Source organism: Olleya sp. 1-3, from assembly GCF_002836085.1.
GTDB lineage: Bacteria > Bacteroidota > Bacteroidia > Flavobacteriales > Flavobacteriaceae > Olleya > Olleya namhaensis.
The window spans coordinates 219,733-243,974 of the sequence record NZ_PJBW01000004.1 but is presented as its reverse complement, the minus strand read 5'-3'; the positions used below and the strand labels follow the sequence as shown (position 1 = coordinate 243,974).

The window sequence follows — 24,242 nt, the reverse complement described above, 5'->3', positions numbered from 1 at the left end:
CATTCCTTCACCTGGTACTGTAAACCCTGTTACATCGCCATCTGCATCTACAACAATCATCGTTGCCCCTGCTGGTGCTACTAAACTTACACTTGTTCCATCTATTGTTCCATCTGAATCGCTATCATTACCTACAATATCAATACTTACTGGAGTACCAATCAGTGCTGGTACAGCATTTGTATCATCAACCGCAACTGGTAGAATATCGTATGCTGCACTTACTGTTGCCGGAGTTGTCACATTACCCTCATTATCAGACACTACATAAGAAATATCCATTGGACTACCTTCGAATAAGCCAACACAACTAGCATCAGGAACTCCTGCTGCACTACAAGGGGTAAACGTAATTGCTCCACTTACTGGATCAACACTCCAAACTCCTACGCCAGGCTCTACTAAATCATCACCAGGATTGGCAGCACCTACGATTTGTACTGTCGTTGGATCTACAAGATCGCCATCTACGTCATTTGCCAATACATCAATCACTGCAGCTACGCCTGGCATAACACCCGTAATCTCATCTGCAGTTGCAACAGGGATATAATCAATCGTTACTGTGGCTTGGTTAGAAGTATTACCAGCATTATCATCTATTGTGTACGTAGCAGGAGAAGTTGGATCATCATTAAAACCAGCTTCTGGTGCAAAACTAATTTCACCATTTACAGGATTAACTTCCCAAACTCCTTCGCCAGGCACTGTGTACCCTATAATATCTCCATCTGCATCCGTCTGTACCATAGTCGCCCCAGCTGGAACTAATAAGCTCACAGTTGTTACATCTAATGTTCCATCAGGATCGGCATCTACTCCAAAACCATTATCAGCGGTTGGATCTACACTTACGGTAGCACCCGGAGTACTTGGAGTACTTATGTCATTTTGTGCCACTGGCGCAACACTTGGAACGGTTCCTTGATTATTAGCATCTGTTGATAAATCTTGATTATTAGCAGTATCTGGATCATCTTGATCTGCAACCACCGAAGCTCCATTTGAAAAAGCTCCCTCACTATCAATTGTTGCTGTAACTGTAATTGTCACATCATTAACTGCACCAGCAGCAATACTTGCTATAGTACATGGGAATGCTGTACATCCTCCACCAGATACATTTGTAATAGTTAAGTTTTCAGGAATATCTGAAACAATAACATTTGTTGCTTCGTCTGGACCTGCATTACTTACTGTTAATATATAAGTCACTGAATCTCCTACTAAGTAAGGGCTGCTATCAACTAACGCCTTATCAATACTTACATCGGATTCTGCGATAGTAAGTATAGCTGAACGAGTTTCTGTAAAACAAACATTATCATCATGAGTAACTACAACAAAATACTCCGTACTATCTAATCCAGTTACATCATTAACCGTTAAAGTATTTGTATTCTCGCCACTATAATTAGTATCTGCTGCAGTAATAAGAGTTCCTGATGTATCTGGATCACCTATGTACCACATATAGTTTATTCCCGTATTTGCATTTCCAGGAGTTCCATAATCTGGAACACCTGTTGTAAAACCTGTAGAATTATCTGCGGTTACTGCAATCGTAAATGCAGCAGATTCGCCAGTTGTAGCTGTCTGGTCAGCAGGTTCCATTGCTGTAACATTAACTTGTGTTGCTACAATTTCATTTCCGTTTGCTCCATCATAACCTCCTGTAGTAGGAGCTGTTCCAGTAACCAAACCATTAGCATCAACCATCACGGGTAAAGCACCTAAAATACCGTCTCCATTAGGGTCAAGACCTCCAGATTCTATTACATCATTACAACCGTCGTTATCACTATCCACATCACGATGATCAAAGATTCCATCGCCATCAGTGTCTAAATAAGCAGCACAAAGTGGAACCAAACGCCATCCAATGTTATCAGCGTTTGCTGATGCCAATTGAGAAATAACAACTCTATCTATTGGCTTAGTTATATCAAATCTAAAATTGGCTTCTTGTGCAGTACCTCCTAATATTGCAGCTATTGCATCTCCGGATAATGGGTCATATGATGCCCCAGCACCCACAGGATTAGCATTTCCACTATAAATTACTGCAGGAAACTGAACTTGAACACCTTCATTATAAAATTTGATATTTTGACTTTCACTATAAGTCCCAGATGCATTTCTACCCAAACTCCTCAAATTAAATTCAAGAGAAAAAATAGGTTCAGAGAATACAATTTCTGTAGTTGTTCCAGTGACATTTAAATTACCATTACGTGACTGCATATCTACTTGTATGCTCCCATCAGTATAATTTGGACTATTAGCCGAAAATGTTCCACTTCCGATTGTAGTTGTTGATACTGCAGTTACATCACTTACAAAATCCTTTAGGTAAGCCACTAAATCTCCATCATTTGAGTTTGCGGCTACTTGGTTAAATGAGGAATCTGTAAAATGAATGTTTTGAGTAGTAACTGAGCTACACGTACTATTAAACTCTTCAGCATCTAGAATACCATCATTATCATCATCAAGATCACATGCGCTATTAATACCATCTGCATCAGGATCATTTGCTGTAACAGTCCCCACTATAGCTCCGTCTGTACAAGGATCTGGTAAAGCTGTAAGCGTCGCTGAACGTGTTTCTGTAAAACAAACATTATCATCATGAGTAACTACAACAAAATACTCCGTACCATCTAAACCTGTTACATCATTAACCGTTAAAGTATTTGTATTCTCGCCACTATAATTAGTATCTGCTGCAGTAATAAGAGTTCCAGACGTATCTGGATCACCTATGTACCACATATAGTTTATTCCCGCATTTGCATTTCCAGGAGTTCCATAATCTGGAACACTTGCTGTAAAACCGGTAGAATTATCTGCGGTTGCTGTAATTGTGAACGTAGCAGATTCGCCAGTTGTAGCTGTTTGGTCAGCAGGCTGCATTGCTGTAACATTAACTTGTGTTGCAACTATTTCATTTCCGTTTGCTCCATCATAACCTCCTGTAGTAGGAGCTGTTCCTGTAACTAAACCATTAGCATTAACGGTTGTAGGCAGAGCACCCAACAAACCATCTCCATTAGGGTCAAGCCCTCCAGATTCTAGCACATCGTTACAACCATCGTTATCACTATCTAGATCTTCCGAATTTGGAACACCATCATCATCTGTATCTGTGCATGATATTGGAATAAATGCAAATGCTTCAAACCTTGTAAGAACACTAGCCGTCGTTTGATAATCAACTGTAAAAGGATATGTTACAGAAGTCATATCTATATCTAGAGTCCATTGTGATTGATCTATAGGAAGTCCAGCTGCACTATAATTTAATTGTACTCCAGAGAAAAGTACAGTTCCTGATGAATGATTTATAATTTCATTATTTGGATCTATCAAAACTGCTCCATTTCCACCTGTCCAAGTAACTGTTATAATTTTATTTGCGTTTTGTTGAGTAACTCCATTTGTCCCTTGTGCATAAGAAGCTAATCTTAACGCTTCCATGACTCCACCTGTATAGTTATCTAAAACTAATTTGATATCCATTTCACTTCCAGACGATTCAAAACCTTCATCCCACCTTAACTGCATTCCCCTAGGAGTACCATCTGTAATATTACGTAAAAGTGTAGGGTCATCAACAACCCCATCATCATCGCCATCTTTAAGATCCATAGTTGAAGCTACAAAATCAACAGAATGCCCGACATCTCCAGCAAATTGACCTGAAATAGATTGCGAATTATCCCCAAGAACTCCTGGTGCAATATCTAATGGCGCACCACATTCTTCCGTATCTAAAATACCATCATTATCATCATCTATATCACAGCTATCACTTACACCGTCACCATCATTGTCTGGATTACCAGAAGCTAGCGCATCACACGGATCTATGGCAGGATTTACCGTTAAGATTCCTGACCTGGTTTCTGTAAAACAAACATTATCATCATGAGTAACTACAACAAAATACTCCGTACCATCTAGACCTGTTACATCATTAACCGTAAGAGTATTTGTATTTTCTCCACTATAATTAGTATCCGCTGCAGTAATAGATGTACCAGAAGTTGCTGGATCACCTATATACCACTCATAATTTAAACCTGCATCAGCATTACCTGGAGTACCATAATCCGGAACCCCCATAGCAAAGCCCGTTGAGCTATCTGCTGTTGCTACTATTGTAAATGTTGTTGAATCACCAGATGTCGCTGTTTGATCCATTGGATCACCTGCAGTGATATTAACTTGTGTTGCCACTATTTCATCTCCATTTACACCATCATAACCACCTGTAGTAGGAGCTGTTCCCGTAACTAGACCATTAGCATCAACCATTATAGGTAAAGTACCCAACAAACCGTCTCCATTAGGATCAAGACCTCCAGACTCTAAAACATCGTTACAACCGTCGTTATCACTATCGAGGTCAAAAGCATCAATAACCCCATCATCATCAGTGTCAGGACAATCGGCTATTCTGGCACGTAACACACCATTTCTACTACTGCTAAGAGCCCCTATTGAACCCACAACACCATGCCTCAAAATAGTACTTGTAAAACTTGGATACTCAATCGCTATAGAATAATTTTCGTCGCTATTTCCATTATTTCCACCATTAGTCAAATCCGCCATACCATAGACAATAGAACCATCCGAAAGTCCGTAGGTAGTTAATTGGCTACCGACACTTACAAGTATACCTCCTCCAGTTCTATACCCTCCAATATCAGTAAAATCGGGAAGACCAGTACCCCCATCTAAATCAAAAATCTGTAATCGAACATTTTCAAATGCTTCAACAATTCCTTGAGGTGTAGTTGCATCCGCAGTACCTTGTTGAACAAATGACAATTCCACTTCAAAGTTTTCTCTATCGCTAGGTACACCGTCTACTATACCGTAAGAATTAGCGTTAAAAGCTACGCGACCCGACATTACACCAGAAACAGCATCTGTGTTTTTAGAAATAATTTCGGCTCTTAAATCAAAAATAGATGTAGGTGATTTTATATAAAAATTAGGTTTTATTAATACATCCCCAACATTTAAATCATTTATATTACTACCTAAAGTTATTGCAGTCCAATCATCTCCTGAATTTGTATCAAAATTAACAACGGGACATTCATTATCATCTAAAACTCCATCATTATCATCATCAAGATCACAAACATCACTTATACCATCACCATCATTATCTGGATTACCAGAAGCTAGCGCATCACACGGATCTATAATTACATTGTCAAGAGTTACTGACTCCACATCACTGGCTGGATTACCACCAAAATCGGTAACATTTGCTGTCACCGTGATTGTACCATTATCTAGTCCAGAAATATCAGCATCTGTAGCGGTCCACACTCCTCCAGTTACTGTAGCTGTTGTAGTCACGGTATTGGTGCCGTCAGAAAAAGTTACTGTGACTACCTGCCCATCTTCGACATCTGTTGTAGTACCAGAGATACTTACATCGTTATCTTCAACACTATTAACTATACCGTCGGTCTCTATAGGAGTATCAATCGTAATTGTTGGTGCTGTTTTATCTCCATTTAATGTAATTACAAGGTTAGCTTGGTCAGAATTTACGCCATCTGAAAGTGTATACAAAAATGTTTCCGTTAGTGTGTCTCCTGTTAGTAAACCAGCAACCGCAGGATTAATAACATCTGGAGTATAAGTGTATGTTCCATCTGGATTAACTTGAATACTCCCGTATGTTCCTACAAAAACAGAACCAACAATAACTGGATTCCCGTCAATCTCAATGATAACTATATCTTCGGCACGTCCTTGCCAATATATATCTGATATTCCTGCAATTTGCCCTCCTGGATCAGCATTTGTGACGTTGGGACCATAATTATAGCTAAACACTAGTTCATTAATAGGCTCTTCAAAAACCACATTAATATTACCCGTTGCGTCACTTTCTATAGCATTACCTGTACCATAAAAGGTATCATTCCCTGCAACTACAACACCGCCTGTTGTTACAAATTTATATGCTGCCGTACTACCGTTTAATGATCCATTAATCTGTATTTGATCTTGCCATACTGGTGCCTGTGAAAAATCTATATCAACTAATAAGAAACCCAAATTGTAAACTGGCTCATCAAAAGTTATACGAAGCTCTGTATCATTAACAGGATTTGTGGTCGCATTTATACCAAATCTTAAATATCCAAAATGGCCACCATTAGACCCCGTAAGAGCTACCGTTTGATTTTGATTAGGAATACCTATATTAGACACGTCTGTTGAAAAGAACTCAAGTTGAACCCCATTAATACCTCTCAATTCTCCATCTACAGGTGTAGAATAAGCAGGACTAGGACCAGCGGTAGGAAATTGACTTTCCCACACAAGCGTTGACAAACCTCTATCTATAAAATCTGCCCCGTCCACTCCTACATCTGTAATAATATTTCCACTCACGTCGGTTTCCGTAACAACAGTGATATCGTCAGCATTATCAAGCGCATCTGGCACTTCATCCACACCGTTTATTGTAATTGTCAATATTCCATAGTCAATAATACCTGCATTATCTATAGTCGTATATGAAATAATATCAGTTATAGACTCTCCAACCTTTAAACCTGTAACAGAAGAACTTCTTTCATCGACATCGTACACATATGTCCCATCGGATTGAATTACAATTGTTCCATATAAGGTTTCGTAAAGAACACCTACTTGCGCAGGGTATACATCTACCTCAGATACAGAAAGTGCAGTACCTGAATCATTAGTTAATACATTTCCAGAAATTGTACCTGTATTATCTCCATCTACCATGACTGTGTCATCGGTAGCAACAGGTCCAGTTGCAAAAACCCTTATAATACTCTGTGCACTTGAAGTGGCACCATTCGGGTCTATTACATCTATCTCTACTATTCGAGTACCTGACGAAGGGGGACTAGCAGTGCTGTAATAAAAAAATGAATTCAGCAATTCTAAGAAATCGTCATTAGCCATTGGATTAAAACTAGCCTCAGAAATCGTAAAACTTCTAAAGTTTTGAGTTAATGTTAATGTAGTACCATTGACAACAAAATTTTGAGTACTTGAAGGGGTTGCAAAGGAGAAAAAAAAGTTAGTTCCTCCAAAGTTACTATATAGATTCTCTGAAGCATTATCAGCTGAAACTGGAAAAGTAATAGATACAATTTGAATAGTATTGGTATCTGAAGTTAAGGTCGGAACTGTTGCTAATGGACTAACAGTGCCCGGTGTTGGACTAAATTGAGCATCTTTATCAACACCAACGGTCACACCATTAAGATCAAGGACAGGATCTGCAAAAAAAACTTTAGTGCCTAACAAATTTGCTATATTATCATCACCCATAGTTGAACTCACCGTAGAGAACGACAAGGACAGCAAATACAGTATAAAAAAACTAATATATTTTAAAAAAGATTTTTCTACGCTACATAGCGATTCCATCACACTGCCAATATTAGACAAGTAAGGCGCTATTTTAATCTGGTCTGAAGGAATAGTAATTTTTCTCATAAGTAATAACTTATTATAACGATTGGGGTGTTTAACGTTTTCAATTTGTTTGAAATACATTTAAACATAATTTAAGTTAATTAACAAAAAAAAACCAAAGTCAGCAAAAACACAGTGTAAAACAATGATTAATTTCGATAAAAAGTATTATTTATGCGTCAAAACGCACTATTAGAATTCGTAAAACACAAATAAACACGATAAAATACAATTAATTAACAAAAATAATCTTACAAAAATCCTTGAAACGCAATTATCAACGTTAAACAAAAAAAAAGAGCGACAATTAAGTCGCTCTTTCATATAGTAGATATTGAAAATTATTCTACCAAATTCTAACTCTATCCTCTGGTGCTATGTACATATTATCACCCTCTTTAATATCAAACGCCTCGTAAAAAGTGTCTATATTTAATAAAGGTTGTACTGCTCTGGTCATTCCTGGAGAATGCGGATCTGTTTTTATTCTTGTCTTTAAAGCGTCATCACGCATTTTTGTTCTCCATACTGTTGCCCAACTCATAAAAAAGCGTTGCTCTGCAGTATAACCATCAATATCTTCTGGACGTTTACCGTCTTGCTCAAAACTCATTTGTAAAGCATCATACGCTGCAAGTACTCCTCCTAAATCTCCGATGTTTTCCCCTAAAGTAAAAGCACCATTAATATTTGTTTCAGGAAGCACCTCGATAGCACTATATTGATCTGCCAATTTTTTACCTAAACCTTCAAACTGTTTAAGATCTTCATCCGTCCACCAGTTATTTAAATTACCGTCTTTATCGTAACGTGATCCTGAATCATCAAAACTATGAGAAATCTCGTGTCCAATTACCGCTCCAATTCCACCGTAATTTACGGCATCATCAGCATTAAAATTATAAAATGGCGGTTGTAAAATAGCTGCTGGAAAAACAATCTCATTATATGCAGGGTTAAAATATGCATTAACTACTTGTGGTGCCATGTACCATTCTGATTTATCAACAGGTTTTCCTAATTTTTCAATATCATCTTTAAATCCCCAAGAACGTGCATTTAAAGAGTTCTGTAAATAAGATCCTCCATTTTCCACACTACTAATTTGTAATTCTGAATAATCTTTCCACTGATCTGGATAAGCAATTTTTACTTTAGTTGCTTTTAACTTTTCAATTGCCTTTAATTTAGTTTCTGGACTCATCCAGTCTAATTTATTAATACGATTTTCGAATGCTAATATTACATTCTTAATCATTTTTTCTGCTTTGATTTTTGCCTCCGCAGGAAACTTCTTATCAACGTATAATTTACCTAAAGCTTCTCCAATTGTTCCGTTTAAAGCTCCTAATGCACGCTCGTCTCTAGGACGTTGCGCTTTAGCACCATTTAATTCTTTACCATAAAACTCCCAATTAGCGTTTTCAATATCTGTACTTAAAAATCCTGCTGAATTATTAAATGTCAACCATTTTAAATATGCTTTCCAATCACTAACATTTTCTTCTGCTAATACCTCTTGTAATCTTTTAAAATAACCAAGATCACCAATAATTACAGTATCTAATTTTTTTACACCAATACCAGTTAAAAAGTTTTTCCAATTTACAGCAGGCACCATTTTTTGAACCTCTTCAATAGATCTAGGATTGTAACGCTTACGTGCATCACGACGATCTACTTTATCCATTTTAGCTTCTGCTAATCTTGTTTCGAAAGCTAAGACTTGATTAGCTTGCGTTTTTGCATCTGCTTCATTATCTCCTAAAAACTGTAACATTCTAGTGATATGCGCTACATACAATTCTCTTTTCTCTTTAGAATCGGCATCATCTTTAATGTAATAATCTCTATCAGGTAAACCAGTGCTACCACCACCTAAATAAGCAACATTACGATTACTGTCTTTTGGATCAGAACCTACACCAAAACCGTATAAACCGCCACCTCCTTTAGGCTCCATCTCTATCATGTAAGCCTGTAAGTCATCGCTGTTTTTAATATTTGCGATTTTTTCTAAATATGGTTTTACTGGATCAATACCTAACTTGTTACGACCTACAGTATCCATTATAGTTTGGTAATAATGCACCGCCTTTTCTTGGTCTGAACCTGGCAATACTTTTATACTTTCTAAATCTTTATTGTCTGACATTGCAGACTTTAGAATACCTAATGCATCCGAATCTGTTTTTTTACGCAATTCTTGAAAACTACCCCAAGTTGATTGATCATCCGGAATCTCATTATTTTCCAACCATTTTCCATTTACATATCTAAAGAAATCTTCTTTAGGTTGTGTGGTTTTATCCATGTAATCAAGATTGATTCCAGGAACTACTTCTAATTGAGCAGTAGGTTCTGCTTGCTTCTGTTCTTCTTTACATCCTAAGATGGTCAAGCAGCCAACTATACCTATTACAGTTGTTTTTTTAAGGTTGATTTTCATATAAATAGTGTTTATAAAAACATTTTAATAAGGGTTCAAGATATAAAAAAGCACCTTTAAGAATTTAATAAGGCGCTTTTTTTAAGTATAAATTAACTATTAATTAACTATTAGCTTTTTTGTTATTTTACTAGTCTCAGTTTCTAAATTTAGAAAATAGACCCCTGTAGAATACTTGCTTAAATCTAATTTGTAGTTATTATTATTAGTTTGTGCATCTTGCTTTTGATACATCATTTTTCCTGTTACATCGTATACACTAATATTAAATGTATTAATAGTTTTAGTCTTTATATTAAAGATACCTTCCGATGGGTTTGGAAAAACCAAGAAATTACTTTCTGAAAACTCTGCTACACTAAGAGCATTACCTGTTATTACCACATTATCTACAATAACACCTTCTTCTACTACAGATTGATCAGAATGAAACACAAATCTAAACATCATATTTGTTTCTGCATTAAACGGTGTCAAGTCATAACTATACTCTGTTAATACAGCATATTCTGGAGCGACCCCAGTCCATTGCGCACCAGGACAATTAAAACAAGTATTATTTTCTCCTGCTTCTGTTGCGTTGTTATACCAATTAACATCTGTTGCATCTCCTAAAACAGTCCAATTTACACCCTGGTCTATTGAGTATTCCATATAAACGATATCCCAATTTTCTTCTAGCTCAAAAGCCATATCAAATTTTATTTGCGGATCAGCCAAGGTTGACAAATCATAACATTCGGTTACTAAATAACTTTTTGTTTCGTTAGCATAATCCCCTGTTAAATTTGTTGCATAAACCTGATTAGATAAATCAGCACCATTATTATTTAACAAAAGACCGTTAGGTACACCACGCTCCCAATATTGAGTAGATGCTCCTTGATCAAACACCAAAAGTTCTTCTTGATCTGTTTGAAAAGTATTCACTACATCTACCACACCACTTTGATTAGCAAATATTACTTTTTGCTCAGAATCATTATTTATATCGTAAACATCACCTGTAGTTGTAGAGCTAACTTTAAAAACATGCCTTCCTTTATCTAAAGTAAATTGAGGTAAGTCAATTACTGCAGTTGCTTCAGACACTAAAGTCCCTGCCCAACTAAAATTACTTGGCACCCCATCTATATAATATGTAAAGTCTACTGAAGTAATTGTTGATATACCATTATTTTCAATTTCTACTTGTGGAGCAATACTTGCATTACACTGGATAGCATCATTGATGCCTTCAAGAGAAACTAATCTTACATCAGCAGCAGCTAATTCTGTAGGAATCTCTGATTGCCAAATTCCTCTCCCATAAGTAGCAGCTGTTATCTTATCATCTAAAACATTAATTTCTACATCTGTTACAGACACGTTTGGCAAGCCAATATTAAACAACTCCCACGCCAATGTATCATCATCATACCTATAAACCCCTAAACTTGTTCCTAAATACAGTGGGTTTTTAGAATGTAAAGCTTGATGTTTAATGCTGTTTTTAGTTACATCAGGCAAACCTGTTGAAATATTAACAAAATTAAGTCCTCCATCTACAGATTTAAAAACTTGTCCATCGGTCCCCGATGTTGTGACGTACACAATATTATTATCTGTATTATTAACCTCTATTGAAGTAATATTTGAAGTAAATGTTTCTAGAAAAGAAAAATCAACACCAGCATTAACACTTTTCCTTATCGTTGAATTTGTAGCAATATAAATAACATTGGTATCTAAATCGTCAATTTCTAAAACATCAATATTAGAACCAAAAGGTTGAGAAACCGCGACCCAATTATTGTTTTCTAGTTTATACAAAGACCTATATCCAGAATACAATTGACTATCACTATTCATAACAAGAGGTGTAATCCAATTACCATTTTCTCCTGCAGGAGAAGCGACAGACCCTGAAATATTAGCACCCGCTGAAGTAGATGTATACAATCCTCCTCCGTTTTGAGTAAAACCATAAAAATTATTTGAGTTAGCAGGATCTATTGCGGTGTCCATTCCATCTGCACCATAATAGTTTTGCCATTGCCCATTATTAAATGCATGACCTCCATTATCTTGCAATCCTCCTACTATTTTATCTGATGTTTGTTTAGCAACTGCTACTCTATAAAATTGACTGATTTGCATTCCGGCTGTTAAATCTGTAAAACTAGAACCTCCGTTTGTAGATTTATAAAAACCACCATCAGTACCTGCATACAAATCACCATTAAAAAATCTTAAAAAATGAATATCTGCATGAGAATATGCTGATTGAAAAGGCGCACTCCAATCATTCAACTTTGTAAAATTAGTTTGTGTTCCATTAACAATACCTTTCCATATATTAAGTACTCCTGTATAAATTTCGTTCTCATCAGTATCAGAAACAGCAAAAGCTAAATCGTACCAAGATTGTGTTGATTCAAAAATATCTCCATTACTAGCTAGAGAAGCCACTTGTGTAAATGCTACTCCAGAATTTACCGACTTAAAAACTCCTGCAAAACCAAAAGAATTATTTGAAGCTAGCACATAAACTACGTTAGGGTTAGCTGGTGTAACATCAATTACATATCTAGAAATACCTGAAGCAGGTAATCCTGTTCCTGTCCCAAAAAATGATTCACCGCCATTTACAGATAAATAAAAGGTGTTACTAGATACAGCATATAAGATATTAGGATTTTCTGGCTTTACTTTTAAATCTCTAATATTAATTCCCGTAGTACCATTAGACAATCCACCACTAGTTTGATTGGACCATGTAACCCCAGCGTCTGTTGTTTTATAAACGCCATCAGTAGTAGCAACCCATAGTATATTAGAATCATTAGGGTTAATATAAATGTCGTTCATTAAGTTTGGACTATTTGCCACATTCAGCCCCGTAGTATTCCATGTTAATCCACCATCTATAGACTTCATAACACCAATGCTAAAAGAATCCTCAGCATCGTCATCTCCTGTAGCGATATATATAATGTTTGAATTATTTTGATCTATTGCAATTCCGGACACTCCTATTTGTGGTAAATCGTCTGTAGTAGTAATCCAATTAAGACCAGCATCTGTAGATTTCCATAAACCACCTGCCGGAGCACCAGCATAAATAGTTGTTGGTGTATTTGGATCTTGAACTACTACATTAACACGTCCTTGACCTGGAGACCAAGACCCTGTATTGCTATGAGAAAAAGGGCCTACAGGGATCCAATTACTCTCGTCTACTAAAACATTACTACTTCTAGAATTAGTATTTTGACCATGAACAGTCAAATACGTGTTCCACAACTCTAAAGACGTTGGCAATGTCCCATCTTGTTTTACAAAATTAGACCAATAGGTTTCCCACCTTTTAAACGGCTTATAACCACTACCTTTAACATTAGGATCTCTTGTTTCCCAATAGGTATTAAAAGCACTTACAATTTCTTGAAATTTAACAGGATTTGCATCAGTACGTGATGTCCTATTTAGGTCGCTCATCCATGGCGCATCCTGATTAAACTGTCCATAAGAAATGGACACAGATAGTAAAAACAATAGGGATAATATTTTTTTCATTTTTCGATTTTTTCAAATCAAAAATAACTGTTTTATATATAAACCCACGTTTATTTAACAAAAACATCGATAAAACACCACTATAGAGTTCTATTTATTGCTACTCTCTTAATTTTATTTTAGTAACACTATCTATTTCTTTTTTCATAACAATAACATCACTTACCTTGTTATTAGGTATAGTGATGGATAAAACATAATGCTTTACCTTCCATATACCATTTACCTTTTCCACTACTCCAGAACCTCTACAAATTTCCATTTGTGTATCTAGCAACTCATCAAACCAAGCTAAATTTTGAGTTTCATCTAAATATACATGCCTTTCTAGAGTTGTAAATCGCCATGCTTTTCCTTTATCAAAATGTGGTTTTGAATAAGACTTAAAGTCTTTTAACTGCCAATTTTCAGAAGCATCTGTACCAATAAACACACCATCTTCCGTCATTAAACTAAAATACGCCTCAAAATCAGCATCAGCTGCTGCTTTATGCCACGCCTCTATATTAGTTGTGATGTCTTTTTTAACCAAATCAGGATTAATTTTTTCTTCTTTTTTATTACAAGAAAAAATAGTAAAAGCAGCTAATAAAGTAAGCGTAAAGTATTTCATATTAAAATGGTTTAACAATGGTTTGATTATCCTTCTCAATTTTTTTATTGATTTGCAAATTCAAATTTGATTGCGCAAAAAACACTTGACGTATTGCTAATAACTTTTCCTTCTTAGTACTAGATTTTAAAGCTTCGATCTCTTGAAATTTTAAAAGCATGGTTTTTAACACCAAAACCCTTGCTTTTATTGCTTGCGTATTAATAGCTTCCGGAATAGTTTCTTCTAAATCCTTTATAGTAGAATTAAATAAATCTACATCTGCATTAAAAAACGAAAAATCTGGAGTAGACAAATTTTGTATACCATTTGCTACATCTAAATACGCTTGCCAATTAGACATTACAGCATTAGCCTTCGCATCTATAGCAATGTCTTGATAAGTAATTTTTTTTATGTCTTTTTCAGTAAGCAATAACGTGTCAATTGCAGTAAAACCGTCATCAATAACCGCAACTTCACTTTCTTTTTTACAAGATGAAAACAACAAAGTGATAACTAATAAAAAATTGAAAAATTTCATAATAAAAATTAAATATTTGACGTACAAATATATTAGTTTAATGAATTACATTTTACCAAATGATAAAAATGTTTTTACAAACACTTTTATACTATTTTTATTAATAAATCCTCAAAATGTTATTACTTTTGAGGGCATATTTTATAAATAATCCAAAGAAATGAGTGGAAAAATACTAATCATTGGTGCAGGTGGCCAAATAGGCTCTGAACTGACTTATAAATTAAGAGCAATACATGGCGACGAAAATGTTATTGCAAGTGACCTAAATTACAACAACGTAGCACTAGTAAATTCTGGTACTTTCGAAATTATTGATGCCATGGATTATGCTTCAATAAAAATATGTTGTGAAAAACACAATGTGGACACTATTTATCTAATGGCAGCTATACTTAGCGCTACAGGAGAAAAATATCCAATGAAAGCTTGGGATTTAAACATGCAATCGCTTTTTCATGTTTTAAACCTTGCTAAAGCTAAGGCCATTAAAAAAGTATTTTGGCCATCAAGTATTGCTGTTTTTGGACCAACAACTCCAAGAGAAGACACGCCACAGCACACTGTTATGGAACCGACAACGGTATACGGTATTACCAAACAAGTTGGTGAGCGCTGGTGTCAATACTACCATGAAAAATACAATGTAGATGTTAGAAGCATCCGTTACCCAGGTATTATTAGCTGGAAAACACTTCCCGGTGGTGGAACAACAGATTATGCGGTAGAAATCTATCACGAAGCTTTAAAAGCGAAAAAATATGATTGTTTTTTAAGCGAAAACACAGCTTTACCTATGATGTACATGGATGATGCTATTGACGCTACGGTATCTCTTATGTCTACTAAAGAAGAGAACGTACAAATACGATCGTCTTACAACCTGTCTGGGATAAGTTTTACACCAAAACAGATTGCTGAGTCTATTAAAAAACAAATTCCAGAATTTGAAATAAGCTACACTCCTGATTTTAGACAGCAAATTGCCGATTCTTGGCCTAGTAGCATTGACGATACAGAAGCTAGGGCGCAATGGAACTGGAAACACCAATACGATTTAGACGGTATTACAAAAGACATGCTTAAAAACCTAAGCAAGTAATTACCAAATTACATAAGATATCTAAAAAGCCTCTAGTAGTACTAGAGGCTTTTTTATGCTTTAAAACCACACTTTATTCCACAAAAAAACCACTTACATTTCTGTAAGTGGTTTATAACTTGCTCCTCCTCTTAGGCTCGAACTAAGGACCCTCTGATTAACAGTCAGATGCTCTAACCAACTGAGCTAAGGAGGAGTGTTTTTCGCTATTGCGAGTGCAAATATAGAATCTTTTTTGACTTCTGCAAAACAAAAATTAATTTTTTTTAATTAAATATTGCTTTAAAGATATCATTACCGTTCGCAAACAAGACTAACGCTATTAAAATGAAGAATCCAACGACTTGCGCTTTCTCTAAAAATTTCTCGCTTGGCTTACGCCCTGATACGATTTCGAACAATAAAAACACAACATGTCCTCCATCTAAAGCAGGAATAGGCAATAAATTTAAAACACCAAGCATAATAGATAAAAAGGCAGTTAATCCCCAAAAATTTTGCCAAATCCAAGTACTTGGAAAAACATCGTATATGGCTTTAAATCCTCCTACACCTTTATAAGCCCCTGTGCTTGGACTAAAAATCTTTCCTAACTGATCAAAATAACCTCCAACTTGATCTACAAACTTATCCTTACCGCCAACAAAACTTTCTAAAAAGGTATATTCTTTTAATGTCTTATCATAATAACCAAGCGCATCAAAACGCTTTGCGTCTTCACCTGGCATAATACCTAGCTTTCCATCGTTATTTACTTGTAACTGTCTTGTAATTGTTTCAGTACCTCTTAAAAAGGTAGACGTTATTGTTTGGTTTTTATAAGCCATCAATCTATCACCTACTTCATCATAATATCTAAGCGGTTTATTATCTACGGTTAATAAGATATCTCCTTCTTTTAAATCAACACCTTTATTAACCATAGTATCGGACACTTCTCCAACCATAAAAGGAAATCTTAATTTAAACAAACCACCTTTTACTTTTCTTGAAGACAATTGTCCTAGGAAATCTACAGGTAATTGTAAATCTACAGTTTCTCCATTTCTATCAATAGTATACTTTTCTGTCTTAATTATGTTTTTTACCACATCTAGATGGCTATCTACTTTTTGACCATCAACAGCTATAATTTTATCTCCAGTTTTAAAACCTAAATCTACCAATAATGGATTATCAATCCAATAACCGTCTTTCATACTTTTAGCAGTAACATCTGTATCACCATAAGTAAAAGACATGATTACATATATAACGTAGGCTAACACAAAGTTGACAAAAACACCACCTAACATAATAATTAAACGCTGCCAAGCCGGCTTAGATCTAAACTCCCATGGTTGTGGTGGCAAAGCCATTTGCTCCTTATCCATACTCTCATCTATCATCCCAGATATCTTAACATAACCTCCAAGTGGTAACCAACCTATACCATAAACGGTTTCTCCGATTTTCTTTTTGAATAACGAATATTTAACATCAAAAAATAAGTAGAATTTTTCAACTCTTGTTTTAAATAATTTAGCAGGAATAAAATGTCCTAACTCATGTAAAACAATTAATAATGACAGACTTAACAAAAACTGTCCAATTTTTATAATAAACTCCATGTAGTGTTTCTATTCTTTTTAATAAGCGCCAAAAGTAACTATTTACCATTAGTTTAAAAAACAATAGCTTTAATGCTTTTGAGAATTAACAAATTTTATGAGTAATGTCATAAGATAACCTAAGGTTTTCATTGTATTTTTGCAGTATAAACCTAAAACACTAAAAATGCTTTCGTTTTTTAAAGATTATAAATTATTTGCGATTGTATTCGGCATAATTTCAATCATTATAATGTCTATTTTTTATAACATCTTAAAAGTAGACAAACCCCTACCTATTTACCAACCTGCAATGGTAAACACAGAGTTGGTTGACAGTACCATACAGCACAAAATAAAATACCATAAAATTGCCGATTTTAGTATGACTAATCAAAACGGTAAAACAATAACTCAAGCGGACTATAAAGATAAAATTTATGTCGCCGATTTCTTTTTTACAACGTGCCAAACCATCTGTCCAATTATGACAGGTAATATGGAAACTATCCAACAAGAAGTATTGAATGATGACGATGTGATGCTATTATCCTACTCTGTCACTCCAGATATTGATACCGTAGAACAGTTAAAACGTTATGCCATTAAAAAAGGCGTAAATGACAAAAAATGGAATTTAGTTACTGGTGATAAAGGCGAAATTTACAGACTAGCCAGGAAAAGCTATTTAGCAGTTAAAGATGACGGAATGCCTGATGACTACGGAATGGTACACACAGAAAATTTTATGCTAATAGACAAAAAAAGTCAAATTCGAGGCTATTATGATGGCACCAAAACGGAAGATATCACCACACTTTTAAATGATATCAAAAAGTTAAAAAAAGAATACGAAGAGTAGTTTTTTGCTCTCAATTTTTTTAAGCTGAAATTTTCTCATACTTTTGCTTCTTTAAAATCAATCTAAATAAGCTTGGATAACACACTAGACACACTAAAAAGAGGAGAACGCGCTATAATTATAGACGTTTCCTCGCATTTAATTCCATTAAAACTCCTAGAAATGGGGTGTTTACCAGGCAATAGTGTCGAGTTGGTACAAGTAGCACCTTTTTCCGATCCATTATATTTAAATATAAACGGGAGCCATTTAGCAATCAGAAAAGAAACTGCTATTCATATTATCATTGAAAAACAAGTGTAATGAGCAAGCAAATAAACATCGCCTTAATTGGTAATCCAAATACAGGAAAAACATCTGTTTTTAATGCCTTAACGGGGTTAAATCAGAAAGTGGGAAATTACCCTGGGATTACAGTAGAAAAAAAAGAAGGTATTTGCAAATTGCCAAGAGGTGTAAAAGCACATATCATTGATTTACCAGGCACTTACAGCTTAAACGCGTCGTCTTTAGACGAAAACGTAGTCATCGAATTACTTCTAAACAAAAACGACAAAGATTTTCCGGATGTTGCAGTAGTAGTTAGTGATGTTGAAAACTTAAAACGAAACTTACTACTTTTTACACAAATTAAAGATTTAGAAATCCCTACCATCTTAGTCATTAATATGGCTGACAGAATGAAATACAAAGGGATTTCATTAGATATTGAACATTTAGAACAGGAATTAAAAACAAAAATAGCAGTTATTAGTACTCGTAAAAACGAAGGTATTGACAACTTAAAGTTATTAATTTCTAATTACAGAGACCTGTCAACAACACCATGTTTAAATGCCTCAGAAATTGACACAGACTACTTTGACAAACTAAGACAGGCTTTTCCTAGTCAATTGCTTTACAAATTATGGTTGGTTATTACCCAAGATGTAAATTTTGGTAAAATGGACAGAAACGAAGTCGAGGCACTTGCTAGTTTTAAAACTAAATCTAAAAGTGACCTAAAACGTCTTCAGCAAAAAGAGACCATTAAGCGTTACCAATTTATAAATAACACGCTTAAAAAAGGACAAACCATAGACGCTAGTCAAGCTAAAGATTTACGTACAAAATTTGATCGTATTTTAACCCATAAAGTCTGGGGTTACTTAATATTCTTTTTAATATTACTACTTATTTTTCAAGCTATTTATGACTGGTCTACGATACCAATGGACTTTATTGATGGTGTATTTGCAAGTCTGAGTGATTGGGTTAAAAACACACTTCCAGAAGGTGCTTTTACAAATTTATTAGCCGAAGGAATTATATCAGGACTGGGAGGAATAGTCATTTTTATACCTCAAATAGCGTTTTTATTCCTGTTTATAGCCATTTTAGAAGAAACTGGATATATGAGTCGTGTCGTTTTTTTAATGGACAGAGTCATGCGCCGTTTTGGTTTAAGTGGTAAAAGTATTGTACCTTTAATCTCAGGAACTGCTTGTGCTATTCCTGCAATTATGGCCACAAGAAATATTGAAAGCTGGAAAGAACGCTTAATTACAATTTTAGTAACACCTTTTACAACGTGTTCTGCAAGATTACCGGTATATTTAATAATCATTGCACTTGTTATTCCTGAAGGACGTTTTCTTGGATTAAGTTACCAAGCTTTAACCTTAATGCTATTGTATTTATTAGGGTTTGGAGCTGCAGTTATTTCGGCTTACATATTAAACAAAGTCTTAAAAATAAAAAGTAAAACGTTTTTTGTGGTAGAAATGCCAAATTACAAATTGCCGCTATTTAAAAATGTTGCCATTACCGTTTTAGAAAAAACGAAATCGTTTGTATTTGGAGCAGGAAAAATAATATTAGCCATCTCAATCATCCTTTGGTTCTTGGCATCTTACGGTCCAGGAGACGCCTTTAATGATGCAGAAAATATTGTTAAAACCGAATACGCTTCGCAAAATTTAAACGAAGAAGAATTAAATCAAAAAATAGCCTCTCAAAAACTAGAACACTCGTTTATAGGTATTGCAGGACATGCTATTGAGCCTGTAATTAGACCACTAGGTTACGATTGGAAAATAGGAATTGCTATTGTTAGTAGTTTTGCTGCAAGAGAAGTTTTTGTTGGTACTTTAGCGACTATTTATAGTGTTGGTAACGATGATGAAGACACCATTAAAAACAGAATGGCAGGAGAAGTAAACCCTATTTTAGGTGGTCCGTTATTTAATTTTGCATCCGGTATATCGCTACTACTATTTTATGCATTTGCAATGCAATGCATGAGTACTTTAGCTGTTGTAAAAAAAGAAACTAACACTTGGAAATGGCCAACATTACAATTAGTAATCATGACAGCTATAGCCTACATTTCGGCATTAATAGCATATCAATTTTTAAAATAATATTATGAACACAGTTATTCAAAACATACTAGTTTTTATCACCTTAGGGTTTGCTTTGTTTTTTCTTTATAAAAAATATTTCGTTAAAACGAAATCAAAAAAAACTTGCGGAACGGACGACTGTGGTTGTCATTAATTGTTTCGCAACATAGACTCGATATAATTACTAGTATTAAGATATTCTACTCTTAAATCTCTAAGATATTTTTCGATTATTTTAGAATTAGCGTGTTTAGGATTTAAACAATCGTTACTATCATAATCCGTAGCAGCCAGTACCAAATACCATTTACCTTTTCTGGAGCTATATTTATCAAAAAATAAAGGATCATTCCCGTTAGCATCTCTTTTAGCATCTACTAAAATCGGCACTAAATTAATAGTCTTAGTATCTTTACTTGTTTCATAAAACGAAAAATAAAACGGTTGATCTTCAATCTTAAAAGCAACGTTACTTTCAACATTTACATGATTTAATTGATACTTTGTATTGATAAAATTATAGAACTCGTTAGCTTCTTTAGGATCTTCAAAGATTAACGAATATTGTTTAGGCAACTTCCGTTTAAACTTTTTAGCAACCATAACCCTATCACCTGCTATGGTAGGCGCAATTTTTACAGGAATACAAGAGGTTACGAAAACAAAAAGCAGGACAATTACAGAAGGTTTCATTAAATTGGTTTTCAGATAATTATCAAAAATCATACCCTAACACTATTCAAAAAGCAAATCCAAAACATAAGACCGATCACTAACAGTTCCTGCCTCCTTTGAATAAGGCAACAAATTAACAGCGGACACGATAACCTCAGCGTTAGAATACAAAGTTAACAGCCGTGTATTTGGTCTAACAATAATTGTTTTCTCTTCCAATAATAATCCATTTTTATAAATCCCGATAAGCACTTCTGCTTCTCCCGCACGGATACACATAACGCTTTTTGGACATCTCGAATCTTGAATAACTTTAATGAATTTAACGGTTACATACTCATGCATATAACTACCCCTTTCAACCAATCCTATTGATAGTTTAGGGGTTTCTAATGCAACTAAAGTCGAATCTTGAGCAGAAACTACAATAGTAAAACAAAGCAAGAATAATACGGATAGGTATTTCATTTTAAATAATTTAACACCAATATAACAACTTAAACCATGCCACTTTATTGAATTAACGAAATTTTAGTTACATTTGAAAAATATTTAAGCAACCTTAAAAATTTATTAAAGCAATAATAAATGTCAGTAGCAATAGAAAATTTTGTAAAAGCAATCTACAAAAGTAAAATCAACGATATTACAGATACAAAACCAGGCAACATAGCCAAATTACTAGGCATTTCTAATGCTGCAGCCACTGATATGGCAAAAAGTTTAGCTGCTAAAAACCTAGTAGATTATCAAAAATACAAAGCCTTACAGTTAACTGACGAAGGTGAAAAATTAGCATTAAAAGTTATTAGAAAACATAGACTTTGGGAAGCTTTTTTACACAAAACGTTTGATATGTCCTTGCATGAAATACATCGTGAAGCGGAACTACTAGAACACGAAACTTCAGATTTTTTAGCAAATACAATTAGTGCCTTTTTGGGTAATCCAAAATTTGATCCACATGGGGATCCTATTCCCAACGAAAATGGCGAAATAACTACAAAAGACACGTCTGTATCATTGTCTAAAACCAAGGAAAACAAAACATATATCATCGCCAGATTAATGAGTGATGATAAAGAGTTTTTTGATTTTTGCGCTATAAATGGTTTAAAATACGGAAATAAACTAACCGTAATTAAGCAGTTTAGCAAAAACAAAATGACTCAAATTTCAATAAATAATAACACGATTCTTTTAAACCAAGATTTTACAAAAATAATTTACGTTAATGAAACTGACTAAAACGCCAATAGCCTCCATAATTACAGGGTTAGCGCTTTCGATTTCTGCAATAGCGCAAGACAACACTGCATTAGAGCCATTAATTACAGATAGACCTGATGCGACGGAGTCTCCTAACGCTATACCTAAAGGGTCTATACAAGTCGAAACAGGTGCTTTTTATGATACTTTTGAAGAGCATAAAATCAAAACAGAAAACTACACGTACAACACAACATTAGTGCGTTACGGTTTATTAGATAATTTAGAAATACGATTAGGATGGGACTTTACAGAAAGTTCAACATCAATTAATGGCAATAAAATAGACAATATTATAAGTGGTTTTTCTCCTTTATTGCTAGGAATCAAAACTAGCATCGCTAAAGAAAACGGATTGTTTCCAGAAATTGGCCTTTTAGGACATTTATATCTACCATTTACCGCTAGCACAGATTTTAAACCAGAAACAACGGGTGTTGATTTTAGGTTTGCTTTTGCACATACATTAAGTGATAATTCTAGTTTATCTTATAATTTAGGAGCAGCTTGGGGAAGTGATTCGCCAGAAGCATCATATGTCTACACTATTGCATTCGGACAAGGTATTACAGATAAACTAGGTGCTTACGCAGAACTTTATGGTGACTTACCAGAAAACAACAAAGCAAATCATCTTTGGGATGCTGGATTAACTTATTTAATAACTAACAATTTACAATTAGACGCAACAGTTGGATCAAGTATTACCAAAGGACAAGATCTATTACTAAGTGCAGGATTAAGCTTTAGAATACCATCAAACAACATAAAATAACATGAAAAAGCATTTACTTATACTATTAGTTTTAGTCACACTATTAAGCTGTAATACTAACAAAAAAGAGAACGGCAAACTAAACATAGTCACTACCACATCTATGATTACGGATTTGGTAAGAAATATTGGAGGAGATTCTATTAACATAAATGGTTTAATGGGAAGCGGTGTAGATCCACACTTATACAAAGCAAGCGAAGGTGACGTAACCAAATTAGTAAATGCAGACGTTATATTTTATAACGGATTACACCTAGAAGGAAAGCTTGTAGAAGTGTTTGAAAAGATGGGTAGTAACACAAAAACCCCAATAGCTTTAGGAGAAGAAATAGATAAAGCAACCTTGATTGGGTCTGATTATTTTGCCTCTAATTACGATCCTCACGTTTGGTTTAACATCGCTTATTTTAAACAATTCGCAAAAAAAGTAACCGCCGTTTTATCTGAAAAAGATGCAAAAAACGCATCCTTTTACAAAGCAAACGAAACCACTTTTTTAGAAAAACTAGAGACTCTTCAAAAAAAGGTGATAGCGACCATACAAACCCTGCCTGAAGACAAAAGGATTCTAGTAACAGCACACGATGCATTTAATTACTTTGGTAAAAACTATGGTTTTGAAGTTGTTGGTTTACAAGGCCTATCTACAGCAACAGAAGCTGGTGTAAAAGATGTCCAAAATTTAGCTAAATTTATAATAGACAAAAAAGTAAAAGCTGTTTTTATAGAAAGTTCAGTACCAAAACGCACTATTGAAGCCTTACAAGAAGCAGTAAACTCAAAAGGTCATGATGTAAAAATTGGAGGAACACTATATTCTGATGCCTTAGGAAGCGCAGGAACTATAGAAGGGACTTATATTGGTATGTTTGAGTACAATGTAAACACCATTGTAAATGCACTTAAATAAGTTAGCAGATAAAAAAAACTTTGATTTACACAA

At 34.7% G+C, this 24,242-nt stretch carries 15 protein-coding genes and 1 tRNA gene; 7 read left to right on the top strand and 9 right to left on the bottom strand.

Annotated features, from left to right (window positions below; genetic code table 11):
• The 5 genes from CXF54_RS06325 to CXF54_RS06305 form a co-directional block, all read right to left on the bottom strand.
• Nucleotides 1-7,518: VCBS domain-containing protein (locus CXF54_RS06325; RefSeq protein ID WP_198551045.1), on the bottom strand; the 7,518-nt coding region annotated here is incomplete at its 3' end.
• 325 nt (nt 7,519-7,843) lie between these two features.
• Nucleotides 7,844-9,946, bottom strand: coding sequence for a M13 family metallopeptidase (locus tag CXF54_RS06320; protein WP_101202892.1), 2,103 nt, complete (start codon nt 9,944-9,946; stop codon nt 7,844-7,846).
• A gap of 99 nt (nt 9,947-10,045) precedes the next feature.
• The gene (locus tag CXF54_RS06315; protein ID WP_101202891.1) at nt 10,046-13,504 is read right to left on the bottom strand and encodes a T9SS type A sorting domain-containing protein; all 3,459 of its coding nucleotides are present in this window, start codon (nt 13,502-13,504) and stop codon (nt 10,046-10,048) included.
• Between the two features lie 100 nt (nt 13,505-13,604).
• The gene (locus CXF54_RS06310) at nt 13,605-14,117 is read right to left on the bottom strand and encodes a nuclear transport factor 2 family protein (RefSeq protein WP_101202890.1); all 513 of its coding nucleotides are present in this window, start codon (nt 14,115-14,117) and stop codon (nt 13,605-13,607) included.
• 1 nt (nt 14,118) lies between these two features.
• On the bottom strand, nt 14,119-14,640 hold the full coding sequence (locus CXF54_RS06305) for a hypothetical protein (protein ID WP_101202889.1): 522 nt from the start codon (nt 14,638-14,640) through the stop codon (nt 14,119-14,121).
• Nucleotides 14,641-14,800: 160 nt separating this feature from the next.
• On the opposite strand from CXF54_RS06305, the gene CXF54_RS06300 reads away from it, so the two are divergent.
• A complete protein-coding gene (locus CXF54_RS06300; protein ID WP_101202888.1) occupies nt 14,801-15,742 on the top strand; it encodes an NAD-dependent epimerase/dehydratase family protein in 942 nt (313 codons plus the stop codon).
• A gap of 122 nt (nt 15,743-15,864) precedes the next feature.
• Here CXF54_RS06300 and CXF54_RS06295 read toward each other — a convergent pair.
• Together CXF54_RS06295 and rseP are read right to left on the bottom strand one after the other, a co-directional pair.
• A tRNA-Asn gene (locus tag CXF54_RS06295) sits at nt 15,865-15,938 on the bottom strand.
• A gap of 70 nt (nt 15,939-16,008) precedes the next feature.
• Nucleotides 16,009-17,352 (bottom strand): RIP metalloprotease RseP, encoded by a 1,344-nt coding sequence (gene rseP / locus CXF54_RS06290; protein WP_090837346.1) that lies wholly within the window; start codon nt 17,350-17,352, stop codon nt 16,009-16,011.
• A gap of 166 nt (nt 17,353-17,518) precedes the next feature.
• Between rseP and CXF54_RS06285 the strand changes: the two genes are divergently transcribed.
• The 3 genes from CXF54_RS06285 to feoB all read left to right on the top strand — a co-directional run bounded on the left by CXF54_RS06285 (nt 17,519) and on the right by feoB (nt 20,595).
• On the top strand, nt 17,519-18,193 hold the full coding sequence (locus CXF54_RS06285; RefSeq protein WP_101202887.1) for an SCO family protein: 675 nt from the start codon (nt 17,519-17,521) through the stop codon (nt 18,191-18,193).
• A gap of 72 nt (nt 18,194-18,265) precedes the next feature.
• The gene (locus CXF54_RS06280; protein ID WP_090837343.1) at nt 18,266-18,496 is read left to right on the top strand and encodes a ferrous iron transport protein A; all 231 of its coding nucleotides are present in this window, start codon (nt 18,266-18,268) and stop codon (nt 18,494-18,496) included.
• Complete coding sequence (feoB, locus tag CXF54_RS06275) at nt 18,496-20,595, top strand: ferrous iron transport protein B (protein WP_090837341.1); 2,100 nt, start codon at nt 18,496-18,498, stop codon at nt 20,593-20,595. Before CXF54_RS06280 ends, feoB begins: the two co-directional genes overlap by 1 nt.
• Before the next feature lie 132 nt (nt 20,596-20,727).
• On the opposite strand, the gene CXF54_RS06265 is transcribed toward feoB, so the two are convergent.
• Both CXF54_RS06265 and CXF54_RS06260 read right to left on the bottom strand, forming a co-directional pair.
• The gene (locus CXF54_RS06265) at nt 20,728-21,270 is read right to left on the bottom strand and encodes a hypothetical protein (protein ID WP_101202885.1); all 543 of its coding nucleotides are present in this window, start codon (nt 21,268-21,270) and stop codon (nt 20,728-20,730) included.
• Between the two features lie 42 nt (nt 21,271-21,312).
• Nucleotides 21,313-21,720 (bottom strand): hypothetical protein, encoded by a 408-nt coding sequence (locus CXF54_RS06260; RefSeq protein WP_101202884.1) that lies wholly within the window; start codon nt 21,718-21,720, stop codon nt 21,313-21,315.
• A 120-nt stretch (nt 21,721-21,840) separates the two neighbouring features.
• On the opposite strand from CXF54_RS06260, the gene CXF54_RS06255 reads away from it, so the two are divergent.
• From CXF54_RS06255 to CXF54_RS06245, 3 genes are read left to right on the top strand one after another with little or no spacing between them, the layout of a single operon-like run.
• Nucleotides 21,841-22,500 carry a metal-dependent transcriptional regulator gene (locus CXF54_RS06255; protein WP_090837335.1) on the top strand — a complete coding sequence of 220 codons (660 nt, stop codon included), beginning with the start codon at nt 21,841-21,843 and terminating at the stop codon, nt 22,498-22,500.
• Nucleotides 22,487-23,296, top strand: a complete 810-nt coding sequence (locus CXF54_RS06250) for a transporter (RefSeq protein WP_101202883.1) — start codon at nt 22,487-22,489, stop codon at nt 23,294-23,296. The genes CXF54_RS06255 and CXF54_RS06250 overlap by 14 nt, the downstream gene beginning before the upstream one ends.
• Before the next feature lies 1 nt (nt 23,297).
• Nucleotides 23,298-24,209, top strand: a complete 912-nt coding sequence (locus CXF54_RS06245; RefSeq protein WP_101202882.1) for a metal ABC transporter solute-binding protein, Zn/Mn family — start codon at nt 23,298-23,300, stop codon at nt 24,207-24,209.
• Nucleotides 24,210-24,242: the final 33 nt, after the last annotated feature.

What these genes read in the sequence shown, in the direction of transcription:
- CXF54_RS06320 (WP_101202892.1), bottom strand. Translation starts at nt 9,946, where the DNA reads ATGAAAATCAACCTTAAAAAAACAACTGTAATAGGTATAGTTGGCTGC.
- CXF54_RS06315 (WP_101202891.1), bottom strand. Translation starts at nt 13,504, where the DNA reads ATGAAAAAAATATTATCCCTATTGTTTTTACTATCTGTGTCCATTTCT.
- CXF54_RS06310 (WP_101202890.1), bottom strand. Translation starts at nt 14,117, where the DNA reads ATGAAATACTTTACGCTTACTTTATTAGCTGCTTTTACTATTTTTTCT.
- CXF54_RS06305 (WP_101202889.1), bottom strand. Translation starts at nt 14,640, where the DNA reads ATGAAATTTTTCAATTTTTTATTAGTTATCACTTTGTTGTTTTCATCT.
- CXF54_RS06300 (WP_101202888.1), top strand. Translation starts at nt 14,801, where the DNA reads ATGAGTGGAAAAATACTAATCATTGGTGCAGGTGGCCAAATAGGCTCT.
- rseP (WP_090837346.1), bottom strand. Translation starts at nt 17,352, where the DNA reads ATGGAGTTTATTATAAAAATTGGACAGTTTTTGTTAAGTCTGTCATTA.
- CXF54_RS06285 (WP_101202887.1), top strand. Translation starts at nt 17,519, where the DNA reads ATGCTTTCGTTTTTTAAAGATTATAAATTATTTGCGATTGTATTCGGC.
- feoB (WP_090837341.1), top strand. Translation starts at nt 18,496, where the DNA reads ATGAGCAAGCAAATAAACATCGCCTTAATTGGTAATCCAAATACAGGA.
- CXF54_RS06265 (WP_101202885.1), bottom strand. Translation starts at nt 21,270, where the DNA reads ATGAAACCTTCTGTAATTGTCCTGCTTTTTGTTTTCGTAACCTCTTGT.
- CXF54_RS06260 (WP_101202884.1), bottom strand. Translation starts at nt 21,720, where the DNA reads ATGAAATACCTATCCGTATTATTCTTGCTTTGTTTTACTATTGTAGTT.
- CXF54_RS06255 (WP_090837335.1), top strand. Translation starts at nt 21,841, where the DNA reads ATGTCAGTAGCAATAGAAAATTTTGTAAAAGCAATCTACAAAAGTAAA.
- CXF54_RS06250 (WP_101202883.1), top strand. Translation starts at nt 22,487, where the DNA reads ATGAAACTGACTAAAACGCCAATAGCCTCCATAATTACAGGGTTAGCG.
- CXF54_RS06245 (WP_101202882.1), top strand. Translation starts at nt 23,298, where the DNA reads ATGAAAAAGCATTTACTTATACTATTAGTTTTAGTCACACTATTAAGC.